We start from the raw sequence: 23823 nt of genomic DNA, 5'->3' as shown, positions 1-23823 counted from the left end.
CCACCTCTGAGTACACTATCCGAGCCTAAATACCTCTTATCCCAATTAAAAATTAGGATTTTGAGCAATGCTTCCACCCGAAAGAAGAACTTCAGTGTTAGGTATAGGGAATAACAAGTCTCTATTTTCCTGAAATGTTATACCTTTATTACTATTCTCTTTCTGGTTTGTTATTTCATATTCATCTGTCGATTCAATCATATTATACCTGACAAATGTCCCATTTTCACCCATAATATTGCATATCGCTTTCTTTCCGTTGTCATCTGTCCATCTGCGAATATCATATAAACGTTGAAATTCAAGTGCTAACTCANNAGCCTTCTCTCCAACCTGATCGCATCACGCAGTGTTTTCCCGGATGCCGTTACTTCCGGCAGACTTACCCTGTCTCTCACTCTCTTCAAAGCTTTACGAGCCTCGCTGTCATTTCCTTCTTCATTCGCAGCCTCTGCATACATAAGCAGTACATCCGCATAACGAAGTAAGCGATGATTCAAATTATTATGATCCGAATCATAAGGGGTGGGACGCAAATCATGTGGTACATAAAATTTTCTGTTGATACGAGCTGATTTGTGTTTATCCGGAGATATAACATAATCCTTACCCTCATCGGTATCGTCTCCGGGAACGTCGTCTCCATTTTTCACGATTGTCCAGCGAAGACGTTCTGTGTCACCTGCATCAATAAAAGCCTTCTCCAGATTGCTGGTAGGTAATCCCCACGACCATCCCGAATCGTCACGAGAGCCGGTAAATACAGGCAATCGACCTCCAAGACTATAGCTTATATCAGAACTATATTGTACTTCGAATAAAGATTCTATACTATTGTTATTCGCAATAGACCATACATCTTTAAAATTGGTACACAAGTCGTACTCCTGAGTATTAATCAAGTCTCCCAGTATTTTAAATGCCTCTTTGTATTTTCCCTGATACAGATAAGCTTTTCCTAAATATCCCATTGCTGCACCTTGTGTCGCACGTCCCAAATCAGCGGAAGAATACTCGCTTTTAAGAGGTAAATCGGTAATTGCATCTTTCAGGTCTTGTTCTATTACAGCGTATGTACCCTCGACTGTTTCTCTCTGTATACCCTGAATTTCACTTGGTAACTTCATTCCGGTAATAACAGGAACCCCTCCGTAATTCTTAACCAACTCAAAATAATTAAATGCACGTAAAAACTTAGCCTCTGCTATAATTCTCTTCCGTAAATCCTCATTTGAAATAGGGGCTGTAGCTACTTTTTCAATAACAATATTACATCTCAATATTGACTTATAGCGATATTGCCAATAATTGCTTAAAGGCCCATCTTGCTTCGGGTTTCCATAATGAGCCATCCTTAGCCAGTCACTCTGGGACTGAGTTGTATTGCCCATCCATAAGTCATCTGTAGCCATATCAAAGCCTACATTTGGTGCTGCTATCTGCCACCAGCCATCCCAGAATATACCTTGGTAACATCCTGCCAGCTGCTTTAAACACTCCTCTTCACTTTGAAAATATGTATCGAGATTTTCCTGACCTAAAACAGGTTCATCCAAGAAGGAGGAGCAACTACTCGACAATAGCGCAAATGCTCCAAATATGAATATTTTGAATATATTTTTCATTTTATTTCTGATTAAAAGTTAATGTTAACACCTAGAAGGAATGTACGAGGATTAGGGTAACCGAGATTATCGATTCCGGCTTCCAACACACTGTAAGTACCATTCACGTTTGCTCCCATTGACGCTCTTTCCGGATCCATACCCGAGTAGCTAGTAATTGTGAATAGATTCTGAGCCGAAGCAGAAATACGAACTCCGATACCTTTTGTCATCTTCCTTGGCAATGTATATCCCAACTGTAATAGTTTGCAACGGAAATATGAACCATCCTCAACAAAGAAAGAAGAAACACGGCGATAATTTAAGTTCTTATCATTAACAGAAAGACGTGGATAAAAATTGCTTGTGCCTTCACCTCTCCAAGCTTTGTCGTATGCATCTGCAAAAACGTTTTGCCCATCGGTTCCTGCATACAGACCTCCCATTGCGCTATTGTATATATCATTCCCGATTGTTCCATAGAAGTTAGACACTAAATCGAAATCTTTATAACCCAAACGGATATTTAATCCGATCATAACATCCGGAAAAGCTTTACCAATATAGGTTTTATCGCTTTCGTCCAATACTCCGTCATTATTTAAATCTTTGAAACGAATGTCTCCCGGTTGTGCATTGGGCTGAAGAAGTGTTCCATTATTACTTGTATGACTATTTATTTCTGTCTGATTCTGGAATATTCCATCAGCAATATAGCCATAGAAACGGCTGATTTCGCCACCCTCTTCATTTCGGATAATATAGTCATTAAAAAAGCCCCCTCTAAGCACAGGTGTATTATCTACCAGTGTCTTAGCCTTATTCTTCACTCCTGAAAGATTGATTCCCGCTTCATAGGTAAAATCACTTATCTTATCTCTCCAGTTAATGGATAACTCCCAACCTTTAGCTTCCATACTACCTATGTTTGTCCACATCTCACCATTCCACATCGGATAACCCAAGATTAGAAGATTTTGTCTTTTCATAAGCATATCTTTTGACTTCTTAGAAAAGAGATCTGCAGTGATTTCAAGACGGCTATCTAAAAAGCTGGCATCAATCCCCAGATTATAATCCTCAACTGTTTCCCATTTCAATTTATTATTTCCAACTGAACTGATTGCAGTTCCTACATAACGATCTCCGTTAGCTCCGAAAACATAATCTCCTGCTCCTATCAGATTCAGGTAAGCATTGGGATCAATACTTTGATTTCCGACACGCCCCCATCCGGCTCTCAACTTAAGATTAGAAACAACGCTCTGGTTCTTCATAAATGCTTCTTCTGAAATTCTCCAAGCAACTGACACCGCCGGAAATGTAGCATATTTACTTCCTGACGGGAATTTAGATGAACCATCTACACGAACAGATCCTGTCACATAATAGCGGTTATCATAATTATACATTACACGTCCAAGATAAGATAGCAATGAACTGTAAATATTAGTTCCTTCTGCTTTCGGATTTATTGTTCCGGCATTCACATATTGCAGATCGGAGATGTTGCTCGGAATACCTTCACGAGAACCTACCAGATTATATTCAGCGAATCGTTCCATTGTATAACCAGCCATGAAATTGAAGTTATGCTTCTCTTCAATAGTTTTCATATAGTTAAGGGTATTTGTCCAGTTCCAGTCTACCCAGTTATATGATTTACGTTCAGCTTTAGACTCTGCATTCTGTTCCAGATTGTCGATAAAGAATTTTGGCGTAAATTCATCTGTCATTCTGAAACGCGCATTTACACTGAACTGAGTACGAAAAGTCAATCCTTTTATTGGCTCTACACTCACATATGGATTCACCATTAAACCGTACTCATTGCTATGCTTGTTCTGACGGGCAAGAGTAGCTACCGGATTCCATTCCTGATTGTTATAGGAACGCGCATAGTTATTTAACGAATTGGAAGTCCAATCTTCTTTAGCTCTATATACAGGTGTAGTGGGATCCATTTTCATTGCTGCTCCAAACAAATTAGGAGTATCATCCCAACTTTCGTAACGAGGGGCAAAATCAATCCCGGCTTTTACTTTTTCTGAAAATTTATATTCAGTATTGAAACGTCCTGTTATACGCTCCCAGTAACCGACATCATATTGTGAGTTCTGACGAAAATAACCAAGGCTACCACTATATGTAAATTTGTCTACACCTCCCTGAAAACTGATATTATAGTTTTGTGTATATGCAAAATCGTTTATTGTCTGATCCCACCAATCTGTATTTCCCGAACCTTCAGGCGTATTCCACACAGGGACGCTACCATCATTGGTATATCTTTCTTTAAATACTTTTTCGTAAGTTGTAGCATTTGCCATTTTAGGCTTATTCAATGTCTGAAAGCCAAAAGATGCATTTGCCTGAAATCTGGTTTTACCTGCACTACCCTTTTTAGTAGTCACCATAATGACACCATTTGAACCTCTTGTACCGTAGATTGCTGACGCTGATGCATCTTTCAACACTTCTATACTTTCTATATCATCCTGATTGAGAAAATTAATGTTAGTCCCAATCGGTACGCCATCTACAACATAAAGCGGACTAGAACCATTTATAGTAGTAACCCCACGTATAATAACCTGAGGTGAACTACCCGGACCACCTTCTCCCGTAATCTGTACTCCATTAGCCTTACCTTGGAGCGAGTATAGCGCATTTCCTGATGTTATACTTTTCAGATCATCGCCTTTTACTGTAGTAATGGAACTTGTAAGGTCACTTTTCTTTACTACACCATAGCCAATGACTACAACATCATCCAGTATCTTTGCATCATCTGCCATAGATATATTCCTTACTCCCCCCTGACCGACTTTTATCTCTTGCGAAACAAAACCTATCATTGAGAAAACGACAGTACCGCCTTGCGAAACATTCGGCAAACTATAATTACCATCTAAATCGGTCAGAACACCATTCGACGAACCTTTCTCTACAACTGTAACTCCGATAAGCGGTTCATTATCAATTGCTGATGTAACCTTTCCTGTTACAGCCACCTTATTCTGAGCAAAAAGATAGAGAGGCAAGGTTAACAATAGGAATATTAGATATTTTTTCATGTTAGATATATGTTATATTATTACTCAAATTTATTCTACTCACGAACTAGTTTTCCTCTACCTAAGTGAGCATCAAAGTATAATTTGTAGCTACCAGTCTGCTTAACAAGCGGTTTTGCCCAATTATCAAGAGTTGTATTAGGCTTGGTCCAAGCGGGATTTTTATAATTACCGTAGTAACCAAATATTTCCGGCTCCTGAGAATCATCTACACGCCAAGTACAATAATTCCACCAACCATCAGAATGCCAATTATGAATGACGAAATTCATATTTTCACCCGCTTCTAATGTTAGAGCTTTATCTAAATAAAAAAGGTGAGGATTGGTCGCATCTTGTACAAACCGTGTTACTTCTTTTGGATTAGAAGTCATATAACCGAAATAGAACTCCTGAAGCCAGCTACCTCCATCTCCCCAAGTATCCAGACTCACAGAACCAAATTTATGAGGAATAGGGTCAATTGCCTCAGCGATAGAATAAGTCTTAATATCATAAACCCCAGTTTTCACATTAAATGTAATTTCGTAATATACATTGGCTTGATTCAACACAATTGGTTTTGCAACATCTGGGTCATCTGTCAATTTTGTATTATCTACGGGATCAATACCGAAACAGATTGGAGTGAAGTCACTTTTTTGAGGGAGGAAGAATATCTCTGTACCTGCCTTCCGACAATAGTAATTAGCTTTATATTGATAAGCTCCGGTACGTTCTATACGCATAGGCACGCCAAACACATCACTGTTCAGCTCGTTTACCGTTGCGACATCCGCCAGATACATTTTAGGGAAATCAGGCATTTCAGAAACAGTTATCACACTAGTCTTGGATGTTTCTAAGCCGGATTTGTCTATCGCACGCAATATCAAATTATATGTTGCAACAGTAGAAGGCAATGTTACAGGATCATTAAATACCAGAGTCTTACTTGAGTTTGTAAATTCTGTTATTTCTTTTGAATAATTGAGTTCAGGGATATTAATTACAACAAGACCTAATGCTTTATCGTCTTCTACAGTAAACTTAACATTCAGTCTGGTCTGGTTTTTAAGAAGAACAGTAATGGCTTCATCAGGAGAGACAGTGAATACAGGATTGGTAAAATCACCATCCATTGTTACCAATACAGTTTCATTTACTGTACGACCTCCTAAGTCTGTAACTGTTACTTCCACCGAAAAGCTATCTCCTTCAAGACCTTTTATCGTTTTGTATTTATAGTCCAAATCGAAAGAATAAACAATACTATCTAAGGTAAGATCTATTGTTTTATCCAAATTGAAACTTGTGTTTTTCAGATTGATTGACCGAAGACCATCTTTATCTTCTACCTTAGCTTTAATTACAAATTCGCGCCCGGGTTCAGTCTTGATATTAGATGTACTGAGAACAATAGTAGGAGGCAATCCGTCTACATCCGAATACTTATAATCATCACTACATGCGGTGAAGAAAAATAAAAGAACCATCAAAAAGCTTAAATACTTTCTTGTTTTCATGAAATTAGATTTTAGTTTATCATATATATAACTCAGAAACACATATTAAGATATACTTTACGAGAGATATGCTTCGAGTTAAATAACCAGAACAAATATATGTATTGCTTAACAACAGGCAGGGATATAAAACAATCATTAATAGGATTCAAATCAGTCAATAGCTAGTTTGAGGGTCTATATTCTCAAAATATAATTACTTTTGATATACTAATACAGATCCCATGAAAATAAAGCTTTTCTTTCTCTTTGCCCTAATAGCTTTTATGCCAATTCAGGCTCAACAGTATAACATAAAACAGCTAGGCTTGGAACAAGGTCTTTCTAGTAATTATGTTATAAGCATCACTCAAGATAAAAGAGGTTTTTTATGGTTTGCCACCGAATCAGGGTTAAACAGATTTGATGGTAATAAGTTCAAGGTTTATAAAAAAAATGGGACATCAGAATCAAACAATATTAGCGGAAATGAACTGAATAAAGTATATGCTGACAAATTTGAAGATAAAATATGGATCGCAACCCAGCGAGAAGGATTAAATATGTTTGATTGCAAAACTGAAACATTCAAACACTACAAACACTCAACGGAAAGTAAAACAGGCATTATAACGAACGACATAACTGACATTACCTCATCTAAAGATGGCAATTTATGGCTTTCTACATACCATAGAGGGGTGGATTATTTTGATAAGAAAACCGAAACATTTACCCATTACAATCGTACTACCATTCCGAATATGGTTAGTAACAATGTATGGTCTGTAATGGAGGACAATAAAGGATTTGTATATATAGGGCATGTATCATCCGGTTTGAGTATCTTGTCTCTAAAAGATAAGAAAATAAAGAATTTCAGGCATGATGCCAACAATAAAGAAAGCTTGCCAGGAGATGAAGTAAAAACAATATATGTAGATAAGAATGACAATATATGGATAGGAACAAACAATGGTTTAGCTCTCTTCAACAGTGATAAAGAATCATTTACGACATTCAGACATAATCCTCAAAATAAACAATCGCTCATATCCAATTATATATATACAATAAATCAGGTAAGCGATGGTAAATTATGGGTTGGGACAGAAAAAGGAGGAATAAGTGTTCTGGATTTGAAACAGAATATGTTTCTTACCCCTCAAAGTATTCCCTTTGAGAATATCTCATACGATGATGGTTACAGGGGCCTTTCTAATCCTACAATACGCAGTATATACCAAGATTCTTTCAACAATATGTGGATTGGCACATATGGAGGTGGAATTAACTTTATCAGTCATCATCCCACAGACTTTAATACATGGATCTATTCTCCTATACCGGGATTAAAAAACACATTGAATAACCCTACAGCATGGGGCATATGTGTAGACAAATTTGATCGCATCTGGGTAGGTACGGATGGTGGAGGCATCAATCTTTTTGCAAATGGAGAAAGGGTACAGATATTTGATAAAAAAACAAATAAAATTACTGATGACGCCATATTGGCTGCAATTAAAGATTCTGAAGATAATCTATGGTTTGGAACATTCAACGGTGGAGTAAACATTTATGATCAAAAAAGAAATGGCATACAAAAATGCCTGATAGATGACAGGAGCAGAGATATAAGGTGTTTCTTTGAGGATAAGGAGAAAAATATGTGGATCGGGTGCAACAACGGTTTATACAAATATAATATTATAACAAAACAAGGCCAACTCTATTCTACCGACAATTCCGATTTATCGGATAATCTTGTTCGTGCTATATCAAGAGATGACAAAGACCAGATATGGATTGGTTTTTTCGGTGAGGGGCTTGCCGTCTTTGACAAGAATCTCAAAATCATAAAGACATTCAAAACAGACAAAGGATTCCCTTCCAACACCGTAGACAATATATACAAAGATAACAGAGGGCAAATGTGGATTGCCACCGGAGAAGGCTTAGTATGCTTTACCTCCCCCGGAAAAACTGATGAATATATTGTCCTCAATACACAGAATGGAATTACAAACAGCCACATCAGAGCTATAACAGAAGACAAGCAGGGAAATATATGGTTTAGCACCAATAGAGGCATAAACAGATTTATTCCATCTCTAAATAAAGTTTATAATTACAATCATTATAATGGAATCCCTTTGGGTGACTTTATGAGTGGGTCTGTCACAAAAGATTCTAAAGGTACAATCTATTTCGGGTCTCAAAATGGATTATGCTACTTCAACCCTGAATCAATCCCAACAACAATAGAACTACCTGAGACTATTATCACCGGATTCAGAATTTATGGAAACCAGACAAATACATTTGAAAATGAGATCTATAAACCCATAACATCCATTATCGAATTAAAATACAACCAAAACACCTTTAATGTGTCATTCAATGTCCTTGATTATTCACTCAATCATTTAGTAGACTATGCATACATGTTAAAGGGGTTAGAAGATTTATGGTATAACACACAGGATGAAAATGCAATTACTTTCCGCAATGTTCCTCCCGGAACATACGAGTTGCAGATAAAATCGAGAGTAAAAAATCAGGAATGGTCAGACTCTATAACATCATTAAAAATTATCGTAAATCCGCCGATATGGCTTACTTGGTGGGCAAAGACACTGTATATACTGACTGTCTTAGGCATTGTTTTTCTTATACTTCGCTTTTATAAACGAAAGCTGGATTTGGAAAATACTCTCACTTTAGAAAAGAAGAACCATATACAGGAACAAGAATTGAATAATGAGAGACTTCGGTTCTTTACGAATATAACTCACGAGCTACGCACTCCCTTAACGCTGATACTTGGCCCATTAGAAGATTTACAAGCAGACACAAATCTACATGAAAAACATGCGTCTAAAATATCGGTCATATACAGAAGCGCAACACGCCTATTGAACCTCATCAATCAGATATTGGAATTCAGAAAAACTGAGACACAGAACAAGAAACTTTGTGTATACAAAAGTGATATATCCCAATTAGTTCAAGAAATAGGATTAAGATACAGAGAGCTCAACACCAACAAGCGCATTTCTGGTAATACTATAATAGATACTCAAAATATTAATCTATATTTTGACCCCGATGCAGTAATTACAATCCTAGAGAATCTATTATCCAATGCATTCAAATACACACAAAAAGGAAATATAACACTCACCCTAAGAGATGTAACTGAAAACAATATAAATTATATGGAAATAGAAGTAAGCGATACAGGAAAGGGTATTCCTACAGAATCGATATCCAAAATATTTGACAGATACTATCAGGCTGAAAGAGATCAACAACTATCAGGAACGGGTATCGGATTAGCTCTTGTACAAAATCTGGTATCAATACATCAAGGGAGCATATCAGTAGAGAGCAAACCCGGAGAAGGCTCTAAATTTCGTTTCAGAATACTGTCTGACAATACTTATCCCGACGCGTTACATATCAATGATACTAACAATGATATTATTGAAAACGGTATTGAAGCCAAAGACACTGAAAATTCGGACTCCAAACAAATCATACTCATTATAGAAGATAATGAAGATATCAGGGACTACATTTACAGCTCCTTATCGGAACAATACAAAGTATACACGGCTAATAATGGAAAACAAGGACTAAAAGCAGCTTATAAACACATTCCTGACATTATCATAAGTGATATCATGATGCCTGAAATGGATGGTTTTGAATTAAGCAAGATTTTAAAAGAAGATGTAAGAACCAGCCATATTCCTATTGTACTTCTTACAGCTAAAGATTCAATACAAGACCGTACCGAAGGTTATAACATCGGTGTCGAATCTTATATCACCAAACCTTTCAGTGCCACACTATTGCAAAGCCGTATTGTAAATTTACTGGAAGCCAGAAAGAAAATTGCCGAACTGATAAACAATAATACGATAAATAAAAACATCATTATAACAGAATCTTTAAGTAAAATAGATAACGAATTTATCGAAAAAGTAACCACGATTATCGAAGACAACTTGGATTCAGATAAAGTGGATGTGACTTTTATTGCAGACAAAATGAATATGAGCCATTCTACACTTTACCGAAAAATTAAAGCTCTTTCCGGCATATCTGCCAATGAGTTTATAAGAAAAGTAAGAATACGTAACGCGGAACAATTACTTTTAACAGGCAAATATACAATATCTGAAATATCCTACATGGTAGGAATAAACAGTATCACGTATTTCAGGCAGTGTTTTAAAGAAGAGTTTGGTATGGTACCATCAGAATATATAAAGCAAATAATGAATAAGAAATGACTAAATGGTGAAATGACGAGTTTACTAATCAAACTTGCATGAAACAAGCCCCTGCATATTCTGACACATAGTCTATTTTTGTCATTAAATAAATGCAAATTATTATATCATGAAAATTACTACGCTATTTCTGACTGCGATAATATCCATAACTTCCATTTCTATAATGGGACAGGTTTCTTTCGGTCAGTCCGAAAAAATTAATTCTTCTTGGAAGTTCTATCTATCGGATATCCCTGAAGCGAAGTCGAAAGCTTATGACGACTCGAAGTGGAAGTCAGTAGAGATTCCACATGACTGGAGTGTAAAAGAACAACTAAGCCCAACTTTGGCCAGTGCAACAGGTTATCTACCCGGGGGCATAGGATGGTACAGAAAAACAATAAATATCCCAAAAGAAAAGCAAGACGAAAAAACATATATTTATTTCGAAGGTGTGTATAACTATAGTGAAGTGTTCATTAATGGGCATCTGTTAGGAAAGCGTCCGAATGGCTATATCTCTTTTATGTATGACATTACTCCGTATATCGAATACGGAAAAGATAATACAATAGCTGTTCGTGTAGATCATAGCCAATCGGCAGACTCCAGATGGTATACAGGCTCAGGTATCTACCGTGATGTATGGCTCATTTATGCAAATCCGATACATATAGCTCAATGGGGTGTATATGCATATCCCGAAATGGATAAGAATACAGGAATACTAAATATTGAAGTAGAACTAGAAAACAACACAACAGACAAATCCAATCTAACCATAGTTAATGAACTTGTTAGCCCTGATAATAAAGTAATCGCAAAAAACACTCAGAGATTATCAGTTGCAGGAAATCAGAACGGAAAAATTACAACAAATCTGAAAGTAAAGAATCCTGCATTATGGAACCTGAGTAATCCGAATCTATATAGCCTCAAAACATCTGTAATTAAAGACGGAAAAGAAATAGATGCAACAATAACCAAGACTGGTTTCAGATCATTCACCTTCGATCCCAATAAAGGATTTGCTTTGAATGGCAAATGGATGAAAGTAAAAGGTGTATGTATCCATCATGATGCTGGTGTATTAGGTTCTGCAGTACCTCATGATGTATGGAAACGCAGACTGCTAACCCTAAAAGAGATTGGAGTGAATGCTATCCGCACCAGCCATAATCCACAAGCTCCGGACTTATACAGCTTATGCGATGAACTGGGATTATTAGTTCTCAACGAAGCGTATGATGAGTGGGAGTATCCTAAACGAAAATGGCTCGAAGGCTGGAATGTAGGTACTCCGGGATTTCAGGGCAACTATTCTTTCTTTGAAGAATGGGGAGAGAAAGACCTTGCCGATTTGGTTCGCCGAGACAGAAATCACCTCTCTATATTTGCATGGAGCATTGGAAATGAAGTAGACTATCCGAACGATCCATACTCTCACCCTATATTGGATGGAGGAAAAAACACAGGTTTTACTCAGGCTACATTTGGCGGATATAAAAAAGATGCACCCGATGCAATGCGTTTGGGAGATATAGCAAAACGTCTGGTTGGCGTTGTTAAGAAATACGACGAATCACGACCTACAACAGCAGGCTTAGCAGGTGTTGCCATGTCAAATGAAACAGCATATCCGGGAGCATTGGATATTGCGGGATATAATTATACCGAAAATAGATATGAGCTTGATCATAAAAAATATCCTAATCGTGTTATATTTGGCAGTGAAAACCGCCATGAACTTGGAGCATGGAAAGCCGTAAAAGACAATGAACATATATTCGGTCAGTTTCTTTGGACAGGGATAGACTATCTAGGAGAATCGGGCAGATGGCCTTCCAGAGGGTTTTATTCGGGACTACTAGACTTCGGAGGCTTCATCAAGCCGAGAGGCTATTTCCGTCAATCGCTCTGGTCTGACAAGCCGATGGCTTATTTGGGAACCTATCCTACTCCTGGCAGAGGTAGCAAAAGTCAAGTAAAGGATGTTTGGTCACAACTGGATGCAGAAAACGAAGGTAGTAACTATGAAGAAAAAATACCATCTATGGATGCATGGTCTATCTGGAATTACCAAGAAGGGCAGTCCATACGGGTAGTATGTTATACAAACACACAAAAAGCCCGATTGCTGCTAAACGGAAAAGAAGTAGGACAAGTAAAAGATTATAATGACAATACAGGGATTATCTTTTGGGATATTCCTTATCATGATGGAAAGCTTGAAGTGATAGGAATGGATAAAAACGGAAATGAAACAGCTCGCTATGCAATACAGTCTTCAAGACAACCATATGCATTGAACATACAAGCAGCAGATAGAGAAATCAGTAAAGATGGCTTGGCACAGATTGTAATACAAGTAGTGGACGAGAATGGTACACCTGTTATGCTGTCCGACAATGAAATAACTTGCCAAATACAAGGCCCGGCTAAATTACTAGGATTGGAAGCAAGCAACAATGAAGACATGTCTGACTATACAGATAACAGGCATCGCACTTATCATGGTCGCATACTGGCTTATATACAGTCTACAGGCAAACAAGGTGAAGTAAAAGTAAGATTCACATCTCCTTGGCTAAAATCAACGGAAGCGATTATAAATATAAAATAAAGACTCTTTTCTATATCGTAAAAGCGGCCAGAATAAGATCTCGTCGCTTTTTTTATACTTAAAACGATATCTTTGTACATTATTGGAGGTTGCTATAGCTTGCTGGTGATGCAGGTGTGAATAAATCCAATGAATCGCTGTAATTGTCATTATTGGATAATTTCCTTTCTAATTATCTTCCCAATCGACCTACTATAGTTCTGGTTTTACACTGGTTGCACGAGCTTTCTCCTTTATTTTTGGTATGATTGCTAAAAACGAATATCAACATAAAACTTTTTTAATGTTCGAGTGTACAATATATTTGTTTGATTTTACTTTTATATTGTTTTACTAAGTTACTTGCCGATACAACAAATATAACTTATATTATATCAGTACTTTAAACCTGTAACGGTACAAATTGATTTATAAGTTCTGTTTGCGTTCTATTCTGTATCAGAAAGTTACGTGTTTTTCACCAATATTGCAAGTTTCATCAAAAAGATGAAATATTAGTTGGAAAGTTTCCAAAATATTATCTGGAATTTCATAAGCAAACAAATATTTAAATTTTATTGGGTAGTACTACCCAATAAAACTACCCTAAAATAGAATTAAGCATTATTCAGAGAATGGCAAAGTCAAACCTGAAAGAAAGATCTATCCTAATAATCCAATCGATATAAATAAAAGATATCTAGACTGTAATAAAGATTAACATAAATATTGAATGCTGAGGATAAGAAGAATTTTAAATTAATATTGGCTTTACCAATTCAATTAGAACTTAGAACTCAAAAAACCATAGTTATATCATTAATATCTTAAAAAATCTCAAGAACAATTATTCAACTGTCAGATTTAATCGACCGTTTCAATTTCTCATTTAATAAAGAAGAAATAGACCGCTCTTAGTTAGAGCAGTCTACAGCAAAGGAAACTATCTATTAGCTTTACGTTCAATAAGTGTTTCGTAAATAATATACCTGACATATTCACTAGCCTCAATATCATTTTCTGTGACTAATTCTATCTTTTTGAACAATGATAACAATTGGATCATATTGTCAACCACATGAGTATCTATAATTTTTTGCACCTTATTTTTATGTTTCTTGAAACTTTCATCTCTTGCATTCTTAACCATCTGCTTTATTAAGAACATTATTTGCAAAGGATTGGAAATCTGAGAAATTTCGTTAATCAGATTAAATAATTCTTCATGTATTTTTACTGAGTTGTCAATTTCCTCTAACTTCTCTACAAATTTCTTGGGACTAAGGCTATGAGCAATTGCTAATATATTAGTTTTAACTTTGGGCCGATTGGAAAAAGAAGATTGAATCATTAATTCTTGAGTATTATTTTCAGAATCAATAAATTCAATATTGCTTATTGCATCAAATTTTAAGGCTTCTCGCTTTACTTCATCATTTGATACTTCAATTATATTTTTTACATACCCTAATCCCTTCAATTCTTTTTTACCTTCTTCTTCAAAAAAAATTCTTATATAAGATTCATTGTATTCAACTCTGTTTAAAGAATAAACGATACCCAATTCTTGCATTTTTCTATGAAGCGATAATAGTGCGATAACAATTGTTATATTGTTATCGTAATTGTTATATCTGTCTAATGATATTATCGCACGAACATAAAATTGCTTATTATTTAGATCCTGAAGAATTCTATACCTTCGTTTTTTTGTTCCTATCTCTTGTTGTCTCAACAAATCTAGGTTATGAGACAGAATATCATCTAATCCATTTTTAATCAATTCATTTGCATATTTATCCATGCCATAAAGCCAAGAAAAAAAATCATTCTTTGATGAATACTTAGGAATTGCGTCTACAGAAGATAAGTTAAGTTGTGAGAGATACTCGCTTTCATTTAAATTTACAAAAGAAAATGTTAATTTATTGTCCTCACAATATACAGCAATATCATTCAAGGGACTAATAAAGTCTTCTTTATGAAACCGTTTGTTAATACCTTTTTGAAGCGTAACAAGTTGCTTCGCTCCAGAAATACTTATAAAATCTTTCTTAAGGTTCTCAATGTTTAAAGAATCGAGCAAAGACTTATTTAATTCATCTTCTTCATTGAGCAACTCTAATAATTCTTCAACAGATATTCCGTCATCTGTCAATTTGGACTTTGAAACATTGTTAATACTAAATTCAGCCATAATCTATTTTATTAATTAATTCATAAAAATCTGATTAATAATATCTTAATTTTATTTATTTTAGAAATAATGGAATAATTTTGTTACCCCATAATAAGCTCCCTAACTCTATCACTCAAAAAATGTTCCATAAAGTCTTGATTCGATTCATTATAGTTTTGAAGTAACAAAATTAAATCTTCATCAACAAGAGGGATAATCAATCCCCTATCATCTCTATAAGTATCTTTGCAACGATTCATAAATAAATTGAGGTTTTCGATTGAACGGCAGACGACAAACCCAACTTTGCCTCTCTGAAAAGAAAAACGTCCTGCTATTTGATCTAATTCTGGGTTTGCTATATCTCGACTATAATTTTTACATTCAATATATAAATATGGGCAAGGTATATGATGAACTTCTGATAAGATGTGAAATATTCCCTTCTTTGCTGCATTATCAAATGTTATATCTATTCTTTTCCGTCCCTCGTGAATTTCTCTTTCTTTTCTCGGATTTATTAAGTGTGGATAAAAGAGTAGTTCTAATATACCAATTATAATATTATGAAAGTTGCTTGCATTTTCTGTTCCACTAGGAATTATTTGTAACCTACTAATTAAACTTTGAGTAATTTGTTGGATGTTTAGATCATCAAGTTCTTGGTTAGTAAGAGATTCTATATCAGTTTGATTCTTAAAGTCTTCTAATATTTCTGGATGTTCCTGAGTAAACCGTCTTAGAAATTCTTTAGAGAGAGGTAATTCTTCTTTCAAACTCTTTTTCGTTACAAATCTCACTCCGTTATTTCGTCTTTGAACTAATGCTGTTTGTAATCTCAAATGTTCGTTTTGGAGAAATTCTAATACAAAATAATTATAATATTTGTCTGGTGTATATGCTTTGGAATAAGATACAATTCCTTTAGGAACCAGAAGTATTTTTTTTCTATTTATAATTAACATATCAGTATATTCTGAATGCCATTCATTATTATGTGCATTCCAAAAATAAGGAGAAGGAGTATTGGGGGTTAATGGAATATTGTGAAGCCTACATTGATCTTGTGTATATGATATTAAATGTTTTGTAATAATATTGGTAGTCATATCAGACAGTTTATCTTTCCCAAAATTGTCTACAAATAATATATTATCTTCAATATCCTGGATTAAACCTGTTTGGATAGCTCTACTCCTCAGAAGACTATCATATATCTTATCTGTATCTTGATTACCGACCCCTCGACCTTGAGGATTGCCGATGGACATCCCTAAGCATGTGGAATTAGGCTCATGAAGATAATCGAACAACTCTCTGGCTTCATCGTCATATCCCTCTCTAATCAAATTTATTAATTTCTGAAAGAAGCTTCTCAATGTTAAAGTTGCATTAATAGACCAATTATCTTGTTTTTTACTTAGGTTAGGAAGAAAGGATCCAAAAACAGAGGTGTATCTTCTGTCGGGTTAATATCAACAAAGTCAAGCTCTGCTTGAGATTTATTTAGAGAAAAAAATTGGCTTATATTCATAAGTATATCTTTAAGTCATTATATTCTCAAATTTAACAAATTTATTCATTCAATATATAATTTACTAACTATTTAGCACTAAGAGGATAAAAATTAAATACTGTATAAAAAATAATAGCTCTTAATGCCAATATAAGATAATGAGTCTGGTAAAGCAAGCTCTATAAACTTCCCCTTTCTAAAACTGTTATACACCCCCATACAACAAGAATAAAAAATGCAAGACTTTTCCTAAAAATACTCTTTTGGAAAAAGGAAGATTTTCAGGAAAACCGTCAGGCTGTGGTCTTGCAGATTTATTCTTGGTATATATCTTTGTATGGCAGATGGAGAAAGATACTACTTCGATTTTAATTTACTAGCTTCATTTTGAAGCCTCTTAGCTTCTTCCTCTTTCAATTTAGCCTGCTCCATACGTTTGGCTCTATCTATGACTTCTTTCTCATATTTTTCAACAGATTGACGAATCTCGTTAATAACCTTCGAATCTCGATTGTATTCAAATATGTCTTCAAGCTTGTAAACACTGACGGAATCAGCTTTATTAAAGGCTTTGATATAGCGATATTTCAAGTCATTATCTGATAGATTATTGATAACTTCCCTTTTCCTATAATGAAAGAACAAGGAGACAAGCAGCATAAGCCCAATTACCATAATTGTAATAAATACCCACGAAGAGGTAATATCTATAGAAATACGATGATGTATTTTCTTTGGAGCTGTTTGTGTTTGTTCAATATGCTCTAATTTTTGTATAATCAATTCTTCTGATTGGCTGACTTGATTTGTAATATTTGCCAAATCGGATGTACTGATTATATTTTGCTTTACAGAACTCTCTGGTTTTGTAGAATTAGATTCTACTCGTTTTAGTATCTGTTTTAACTCTTCAAACATGATACTTATAGTGGATAAATCACTCATGATTTTTTAATTTATTAAGTTTAAAATTTTGGTCTGAATTGTCGTTTCTTCTTACGTTTCTCTTCTTCATATTCCATCCTGTCTTTGAATGATTCTTCTTCATAATCATCACCGTGAACTTGCAGACCACCAATTCCGGATAAAGCATCTAAAGTCGATTCAACAATATCTTTTGTTTGACTTTGCTGTTGGCTCTTTCTGAGGCTTTGATTCTGTGAAAATTCATTTTGTTTCAACTGATAGTCTATTTTCGAATAGCTAAACATCCGATCAACCTTAGAGCCTGTAAATGAATATCCATTCTTGATAAAAGTGATGCCTTGTATCTCATCTGTTTGTCCTTTATATTTAAATTGGGAATCAACACCATATCTGTTTAGATTATATAATAATTGTTTCCAACTTTTACTTTTAGGAACAAGTTGACTAAGTAGATTATATATCTCATACTTAGTTTTATCAGGGTCTTTTAATCGATTTGTCTTCACTTTCTCTTTGCCAGAAGATAGGTACAGGCCATATTTAGCTGTCAGCTCCTTACAGATCTTTTCACTTCTATATCTGTCGTTTTTATCAGATATTGTTTTTCCTTTATTATCAATCCGATTAAAGCATAGATGGATATGTGGATGCTCTTTGTCAAAATGTCTAGCAATGATGTATTGGGTGTCTTTAATTCTCATTTTCTGCATGTAATCACGAGCCACTGTCACCATCATTTCATTAGTAATTTTATCCTTGTCTTGTGCTGAAAAATTTAATGAGATATGCCCAACTGATCTACTTAGATTTGGGTTCAACTTTGCCTGTGAAACAAAACTTTGGATGATAGAAACTTTGCTTTTTAGTCTAACGTCCTTTGCTTCCAGAAGGGTTGTTCCTTTCTTGCTATCCAAAATATAATTGACACAGCCTTTAAAACCTTTTCCTTTTATAATCTTTGCCATCATTGTTCTAGTCGCTTTATTACATTATCTATTCTTTCAGCCATAGATTGAAACTCAATCGCGACATTACTATATCCTTGTGTATTCGCTTGTCGGGCAATCTGATTCAGATTATTCGCCATTCCACAAAGTTTTCGGACATAGTCTAGTTGCTCAATCGTGATTCGTTCTTTTACATATCCTTTTTTTAGGCAATCTCTAACAAAGTCACTAATTGTCGTCTTTGTATTTTTCACTTTTGCGATTAAAGAATAATACTCTTCTGTTATCAATTTTATGTTGATTCGATAGGTCTTTTTTTGCCCAAAATCTTTTTTCGGACGACCTCCTTTTTTACGATATTCTATCATCTTTTTAATTCTTAAATGTTATACATCAGACCAACGGGATGATCCCTTTCTGCGACCATCGGAAGCGGAAAGCAAGTTGTTTTGGGCATACCAAAACATAAACTTGCTCCGCTTAATTTCGCGAATGGTGGGGATACTGCGTCCGCTGATTCATTGAGCAATTATTTACGCCTACTATCACCATGAAGAGTGATAAAATTGAACATCATTTTAAGCCTGTCACCAATCATTCCCCCATAGAAATCATTAGAGGCTGAAGTCTCTAATGTGAAGTATGTAGTACCATGAGTTGTTGCTCCGATATCTAACCTGACACTTAATAACTCGGAAATAGGTCTCAGAATATTTCCATAGTCTTGTATCGTTTTCGACTCCCTACCAAACTCATCAATTACTAAAGGTTTGTATGTAAATGATTGGATCGATTGCTTCATGAGCTGCTCTTGCAAATTGACTGATTTGATGAATGTGAATAGAGGGATAGGTATTCCAAAACGAAGTATCATGTGATTATGAAGCAAAGTATAAGTTTCCAGAATAGCAGTTTTTCCACAGCCATATTTCCCTTGAAGCATGATTCCTTTATTCAGATCCCCATCAAAAGAAGAGTCATTTTTCATATACAGGTATAGTTGTTGTATTATAAACTCATTATTTGCATCTATAACAAAATCATGTTGCTGATTCTGTCTCTTAAAATTGTAAGAACCAGACAAAATAAACAGGTCGCGGAATTCAGAAAAGTCCAGATTAAGAGGTAACCTCTGATGTTCTATCTTTTCTTTTTCACGGGTTACTATATCCTGAATATCATTCTTTAGGATGTCATACAATGTAACATTAGTCGAAGTCACTTCCCGAATGGATAAAGCCTTTCTTTTTTCCATAAGTATTGGTATTATTATTTTTCTCTTTAGTATTTATATTATAGGATGAGAGTTTAGGTGTAGAGTTAGGTTCTAGAATCTGATACTTAGTTTTAACCCTAAATCCACCTCCGGTGACAAAGCCAATTAGCTGAGCATTTTTCAATTTCTCTCTGGCTGATTTTAAAACTTGGAGAGAAATATTTGCATTTGCAACCATCTTTTTATCTCCATATTCAATCCATCCAGACCAGTATGAACGATTGGCCAAGTATAGAAGAAAGAAATATAAACGTGTTTCATTTCCGCTAAAGCTTTCTTGTTCATCAAGTCGCCAGAAGTTTTTCTGCAAATCAAATAGATTCATCGCCTTCTTGATTTAGAATATAGATCGGCTTCCATTTCGGCTCTGATATCCAAGATAGTTTTCTTCTTTCCTTTCGCTATCCACTCCAACAGCTCGTCTTCAAAGAAGAATAGCTTTTTCCCTCGTTTATAGCTAGGCAATAAACCTTTTCTTACTAAAGCGTAAATTGTGGGCTTTGCTTTTTGAATAATTCGGCAAGCATCTTCGATTCCGATCGGAATCCGTTTTTCGGGTAGTTCAGTTTTGTTTTTCACAAGCGATTTAATCTCTGCAACCGCTTCGATAAGATAAGCAACCGCTTCGGGCAACTTATCGAAAGTAAGATCTTTACATTCCATATAATTGTGATTTTAATTAATGAAATGCAATAGTATATGATGATGTCAGGGTGAAAAATTGCACCCGAAAGTCTCTTTTACTTAGTGTGATTTTATGATATAAATATTGATTATCAGCGGTGTAAAGTTGGTGATATTAAGGAGATAAACAAAAAGAGCAGAATTTATTCAACCCTGCCCTAAAAAATTACAACTTCATTGAAAGAAAACCAAGCAAATATCACTTCTCTGTTCTTTCAGTTCCTTTATTTTCAAATAACAGTTACCTAGCATAAAGCGACTTCTCATAAAACTGTAATCATGATGATCTGTCAAATAACTAACAAAGTCTTCTATAAGCTGATCATCATCAGGAAACAGGAATGATTCATCACAGTTCCCGTCCTTATCAAAAGTACAGGTTAATGTAATCCCTTCTTTAGAAAAACGTATTTCAATAGACTTCTCTTGGATATCTTTCTCTATATAGTCAATCAGATAGAGCGGATAATCTGTGTATTTTTCCTTAATTTGTGATATGGAAAGCTTTAACACTGAGCTTGCCTGCTCAATTATTTTAGAATAAAGTTGTTCGGTAGGTATTTCTTTTGTTGTCATAGTGTCCGCATTTAAGCCTAATTTGAGAATCAGACTGATATAAATATTAATAAATAGTTTATATCTCTGCGGTTTTCATTCGTCAGTCAAAATTAGATCTCCGACAGACGATAACAGGATGTTGATACAAATATACAATTAATAAACAAAAAGTTAATTTCGATTTTCTTTTTTACCTATCTTTAATTTTTGATTTGCAAAAAGTACGAACGAATAGAATGAAAAAGTCCATATCATATTTACCATCAACTAATCAGAGAGATTTGCATTTTATTATCGAATCTGTTTTACAGAGATTGAAACAGACTGAGATGATAATACTTTTTGGCAGTTATGCCCGAAATGATTATGTGGTGTATGATGAAAAATATGAGTTTGGCAAAATACAATTCTATGTGAGCGATTACGATATATTGGTTGTAACGAGTGGCATATCTGATGGCATTGCAATAAAGATACTTAGTAATATAGAAGATTTGTATTACGATCGGGCAACAGATCCAGATCGTCAACCTCCTGTTCAATTTATTAGTGAGGATATGAAAAAGCTGAATAAGTATCTGAACGATGGAAGATATTTCTACACACAAATAAAGCAGGAAGGTGTTGTGCTATATGATAGTGGTAAGTTTAAACTTGCCCGTCGCCGTAAACTTAGTTTTGATGAAATAAAGCAACAAGCTGAGGAGTATTTTAATGATAAATATCATAGTGGAGATGTCTTTCTAAAAAATACATTATTCAATTCTGAAATAAAAGAATATAGAGCAGCTTCGTTTATGTTACATCAAGCTTGTGAAAACTATATTTATGCAATCCGCTTAGTCTTTACGTTAGAAAATCCCAAACAACATAACCTATCAAAGCTTCTAAACTCTGTAAAGAAATATTCTAACGAGTTTATCAAAGTTTTCCCTCAAGACACTCCTGAAGAGAAACGACTTTTTGAGCTTATAAAAGCTGCCTATGTAAATGGTCGCTACGATCCTGATTTTGTAGTAACGAAAGAGGATATTGACGCACTTATTCCGAAAGTTGAATTGTTGAGAGATATTACTAAGAGGATTTGTGAAGAGAAGATTGGGGAGTATGGGGAAAAGTAATAAAACTAATAAATAATCTATACTATGAATTATTTACTAAATCATTTGGAACGGAAAATTTCATTTTTGAAGTCATTAAACAGAAAAGCAGAATTAAAACCTCATTTACAGGCCAAACTTGAGTTTTATCTAAATCTATTGCTAGCATACTATTGGAATAAAAATCTTTCATCTTTAGAGCTCGAAGATAAAGAAATTGTCATAAATGAAATTCTACGACCATCCATTGGTAGTATAGTTTCCATAATTAGAAAATTAGATATAGAGAATGAAATTTTCGGGAATAAAAAGGCTAAAAAAATATCTACAGCTTTGGATAAATATCCAGGTGTTAGAAATCAAATAATAGGTCACGGATATTCTTATGAGGATGACATTGACAACTATTTGATCAAATTTGAAGAGCTTATCAGTGCCATAGAAGATTCAGATATTTGGCTCATTAATGAAAATTATAATTTAATATACGTCGATCAAACTGTCAATAATATTAATTATGGTATTAATTATAGATCTGATGGCGAATATATTGCATGGCAATGCCCAGAATTAGTATCTGAGTTTCAAGTTAAAAGTTTATATATTCAAAAGAATGATAACGAATATCATAGAATTAGTCCCTTCATTTATATTAAAGACGAATCTAACTTTTATACCTTTTGTTCAATAGAAGAGAAGTTAACAGGTAGAACTAAATATAATAAACTTATATCTACTGGTACTTACCAACTTGATAATATTGAATTACAATCTTTATTAATCTCTGATGATGGTATAAAAAGGAAAAACTCAAATGGTACTGTTATTAATTCTTTCAAAAATAATTATAACAAATATATTGATGTTGGCATAGCTTCTAAAATACAAAATTTCTTGACGAAGAATAATTCTTCGGTATATGCAACTTTATGGGGACATGGAGGTGTCGGCAAAACAGCATCAATACAGTATGTATCTCAATTATTATGCCAAAGCCAAGAAAAGAAATTTGACTATATTATTTTCTTATCTGCAAAAGACAGATATTACAATTATTACAAGGGGCGTATAGAAAAGATTGATGATAATATTTCTTCTTTGGATCAGATAATACAGTATATAAATTCTATTATATCCAATATTCCATCTTTTGAACTTGAATCGATATTAAACTTTGAAGGTAAAATTTTATTAATTTTTGATGATTTCGAAACGTTTTCGAAAGAGGAAAAAATAAAAATTACTGATTTTATTTCTAGACTAAATATTAATCACCACAAGGTTGTAATTACTACTCGCTCTGCAAATCTTATTACAGGAATTGAAATTCAAACTTCTGAACTAACTCAGGATGAAACTGTACGTTTCTTTTTAGAAGCTCTAAAGAACGAATTTCCTCAATTTAATAGGGAATTGATGGAGAAAGAATTACTTAAAGAAGATTTCAAAGAAAAAATACATGAAATAACTTCAGGCAGACCCTTATTTATATTGCAATTAGCCGTGCTTTTAGTTCAAACAAGTAACTTGAAGGATATTATTCTTAATGATATTAAATCTGGGGTGGAAAATCCAGTTCAGAT

Annotated in this window: 15 protein-coding genes and 1 pseudogene; 4 read left to right on the top strand and 12 right to left on the bottom strand. The window is 34.5% G+C overall.

The window, feature by feature from the left end; all coding sequences use genetic code 11:
- Window positions 1-45: 45 nt before the first annotated feature.
- The 3 genes and pseudogenes from B3P17_RS13375 to B3P17_RS13365 all read right to left on the bottom strand — a co-directional run bounded on the left by B3P17_RS13375 (window position 46) and on the right by B3P17_RS13365 (window position 6186).
- Window positions 46-1625 (bottom strand): annotated as a pseudogene (locus B3P17_RS13375) (RagB/SusD family nutrient uptake outer membrane protein).
- Window positions 1626-1636: 11 nt separating this feature from the next.
- Window positions 1637-4681: a SusC/RagA family TonB-linked outer membrane protein gene (locus tag B3P17_RS13370; protein ID WP_291105853.1), complete on the bottom strand. Its 3045-nt coding sequence runs from the start codon at window positions 4679-4681 to the stop codon at window positions 1637-1639.
- A 35-nt stretch (window positions 4682-4716) separates the two neighbouring features.
- Window positions 4717-6186 (bottom strand): hypothetical protein, encoded by a 1470-nt coding sequence (locus tag B3P17_RS13365; protein WP_291105851.1) that lies wholly within the window; start codon window positions 6184-6186, stop codon window positions 4717-4719.
- 224 nt (window positions 6187-6410) lie between these two features.
- On the opposite strand from B3P17_RS13365, the gene B3P17_RS13360 reads away from it, so the two are divergent.
- Entirely contained in the window at window positions 6411-10469 is a 4059-nt protein-coding gene (locus tag B3P17_RS13360; protein ID WP_291105849.1) for a hybrid sensor histidine kinase/response regulator transcription factor, read from the top strand.
- Between the two features lie 109 nt (window positions 10470-10578).
- On the top strand, window positions 10579-13074 hold the full coding sequence (locus B3P17_RS13355; RefSeq protein WP_291105847.1) for a sugar-binding domain-containing protein: 2496 nt from the start codon (window positions 10579-10581) through the stop codon (window positions 13072-13074).
- Between the two features lie 922 nt (window positions 13075-13996).
- Here the strand turns inward: B3P17_RS13355 and B3P17_RS13350 are convergent.
- From B3P17_RS13350 to B3P17_RS13310, 9 genes are all read right to left on the bottom strand, one after another.
- Window positions 13997-15250, bottom strand: coding sequence for a hypothetical protein (locus B3P17_RS13350; RefSeq protein WP_291105845.1), 1254 nt, complete (start codon window positions 15248-15250; stop codon window positions 13997-13999).
- An 83-nt stretch (window positions 15251-15333) separates the two neighbouring features.
- On the bottom strand, window positions 15334-16581 hold the full coding sequence (locus B3P17_RS13345) for a hypothetical protein (protein ID WP_291105843.1): 1248 nt from the start codon (window positions 16579-16581) through the stop codon (window positions 15334-15336).
- Window positions 16582-17105: 524 nt separating this feature from the next.
- Window positions 17106-17693, bottom strand: a complete 588-nt coding sequence (locus B3P17_RS13340) for a hypothetical protein (RefSeq protein ID WP_291105842.1) — start codon at window positions 17691-17693, stop codon at window positions 17106-17108.
- A gap of 20 nt (window positions 17694-17713) precedes the next feature.
- Complete coding sequence (locus B3P17_RS13335) at window positions 17714-18643, bottom strand: relaxase/mobilization nuclease domain-containing protein (RefSeq protein WP_291105840.1); 930 nt, start codon at window positions 18641-18643, stop codon at window positions 17714-17716.
- Window positions 18640-18990 (bottom strand): MobC family plasmid mobilization relaxosome protein, encoded by a 351-nt coding sequence (locus B3P17_RS13330; RefSeq protein ID WP_291105839.1) that lies wholly within the window; start codon window positions 18988-18990, stop codon window positions 18640-18642. The genes B3P17_RS13335 and B3P17_RS13330 overlap by 4 nt, the downstream gene beginning before the upstream one ends.
- 161 nt (window positions 18991-19151) lie before the next feature.
- Complete coding sequence (locus B3P17_RS13325) at window positions 19152-19877, bottom strand: hypothetical protein (protein ID WP_291105837.1); 726 nt, start codon at window positions 19875-19877, stop codon at window positions 19152-19154.
- Window positions 19831-20223, bottom strand: coding sequence for a hypothetical protein (locus B3P17_RS13320; protein WP_291105835.1), 393 nt, complete (start codon window positions 20221-20223; stop codon window positions 19831-19833). Before B3P17_RS13320 ends, B3P17_RS13325 begins: the two co-directional genes overlap by 47 nt.
- Window positions 20220-20561 (bottom strand): helix-turn-helix domain-containing protein, encoded by a 342-nt coding sequence (locus tag B3P17_RS13315; protein ID WP_291030577.1) that lies wholly within the window; start codon window positions 20559-20561, stop codon window positions 20220-20222. Before B3P17_RS13315 ends, B3P17_RS13320 begins: the two co-directional genes overlap by 4 nt.
- A gap of 195 nt (window positions 20562-20756) precedes the next feature.
- Window positions 20757-21158 (bottom strand): hypothetical protein, encoded by a 402-nt coding sequence (locus B3P17_RS13310; protein WP_291105833.1) that lies wholly within the window; start codon window positions 21156-21158, stop codon window positions 20757-20759.
- Window positions 21159-21376: 218 nt separating this feature from the next.
- Between B3P17_RS13310 and B3P17_RS13305 the strand changes: the two genes are divergently transcribed.
- Complete coding sequence (locus tag B3P17_RS13305) at window positions 21377-22261, top strand: HEPN domain-containing protein (RefSeq protein ID WP_291105831.1); 885 nt, start codon at window positions 21377-21379, stop codon at window positions 22259-22261.
- Window positions 22262-22285: 24 nt separating this feature from the next.
- A partial coding sequence (locus B3P17_RS13300) for an NB-ARC domain-containing protein (protein WP_291105829.1) occupies window positions 22286-23823 on the top strand: 1538 nt, incomplete at its 3' end.

It is taken from the genome of Dysgonomonas sp. UBA7630, from assembly GCF_002483985.1.
Lineage (GTDB): Bacteria > Bacteroidota > Bacteroidia > Bacteroidales > Dysgonomonadaceae > Dysgonomonas.
The sequence above is the reverse complement of the archived record's forward strand: the minus strand, read 5'-3'. Positions and strand labels throughout refer to the sequence as shown.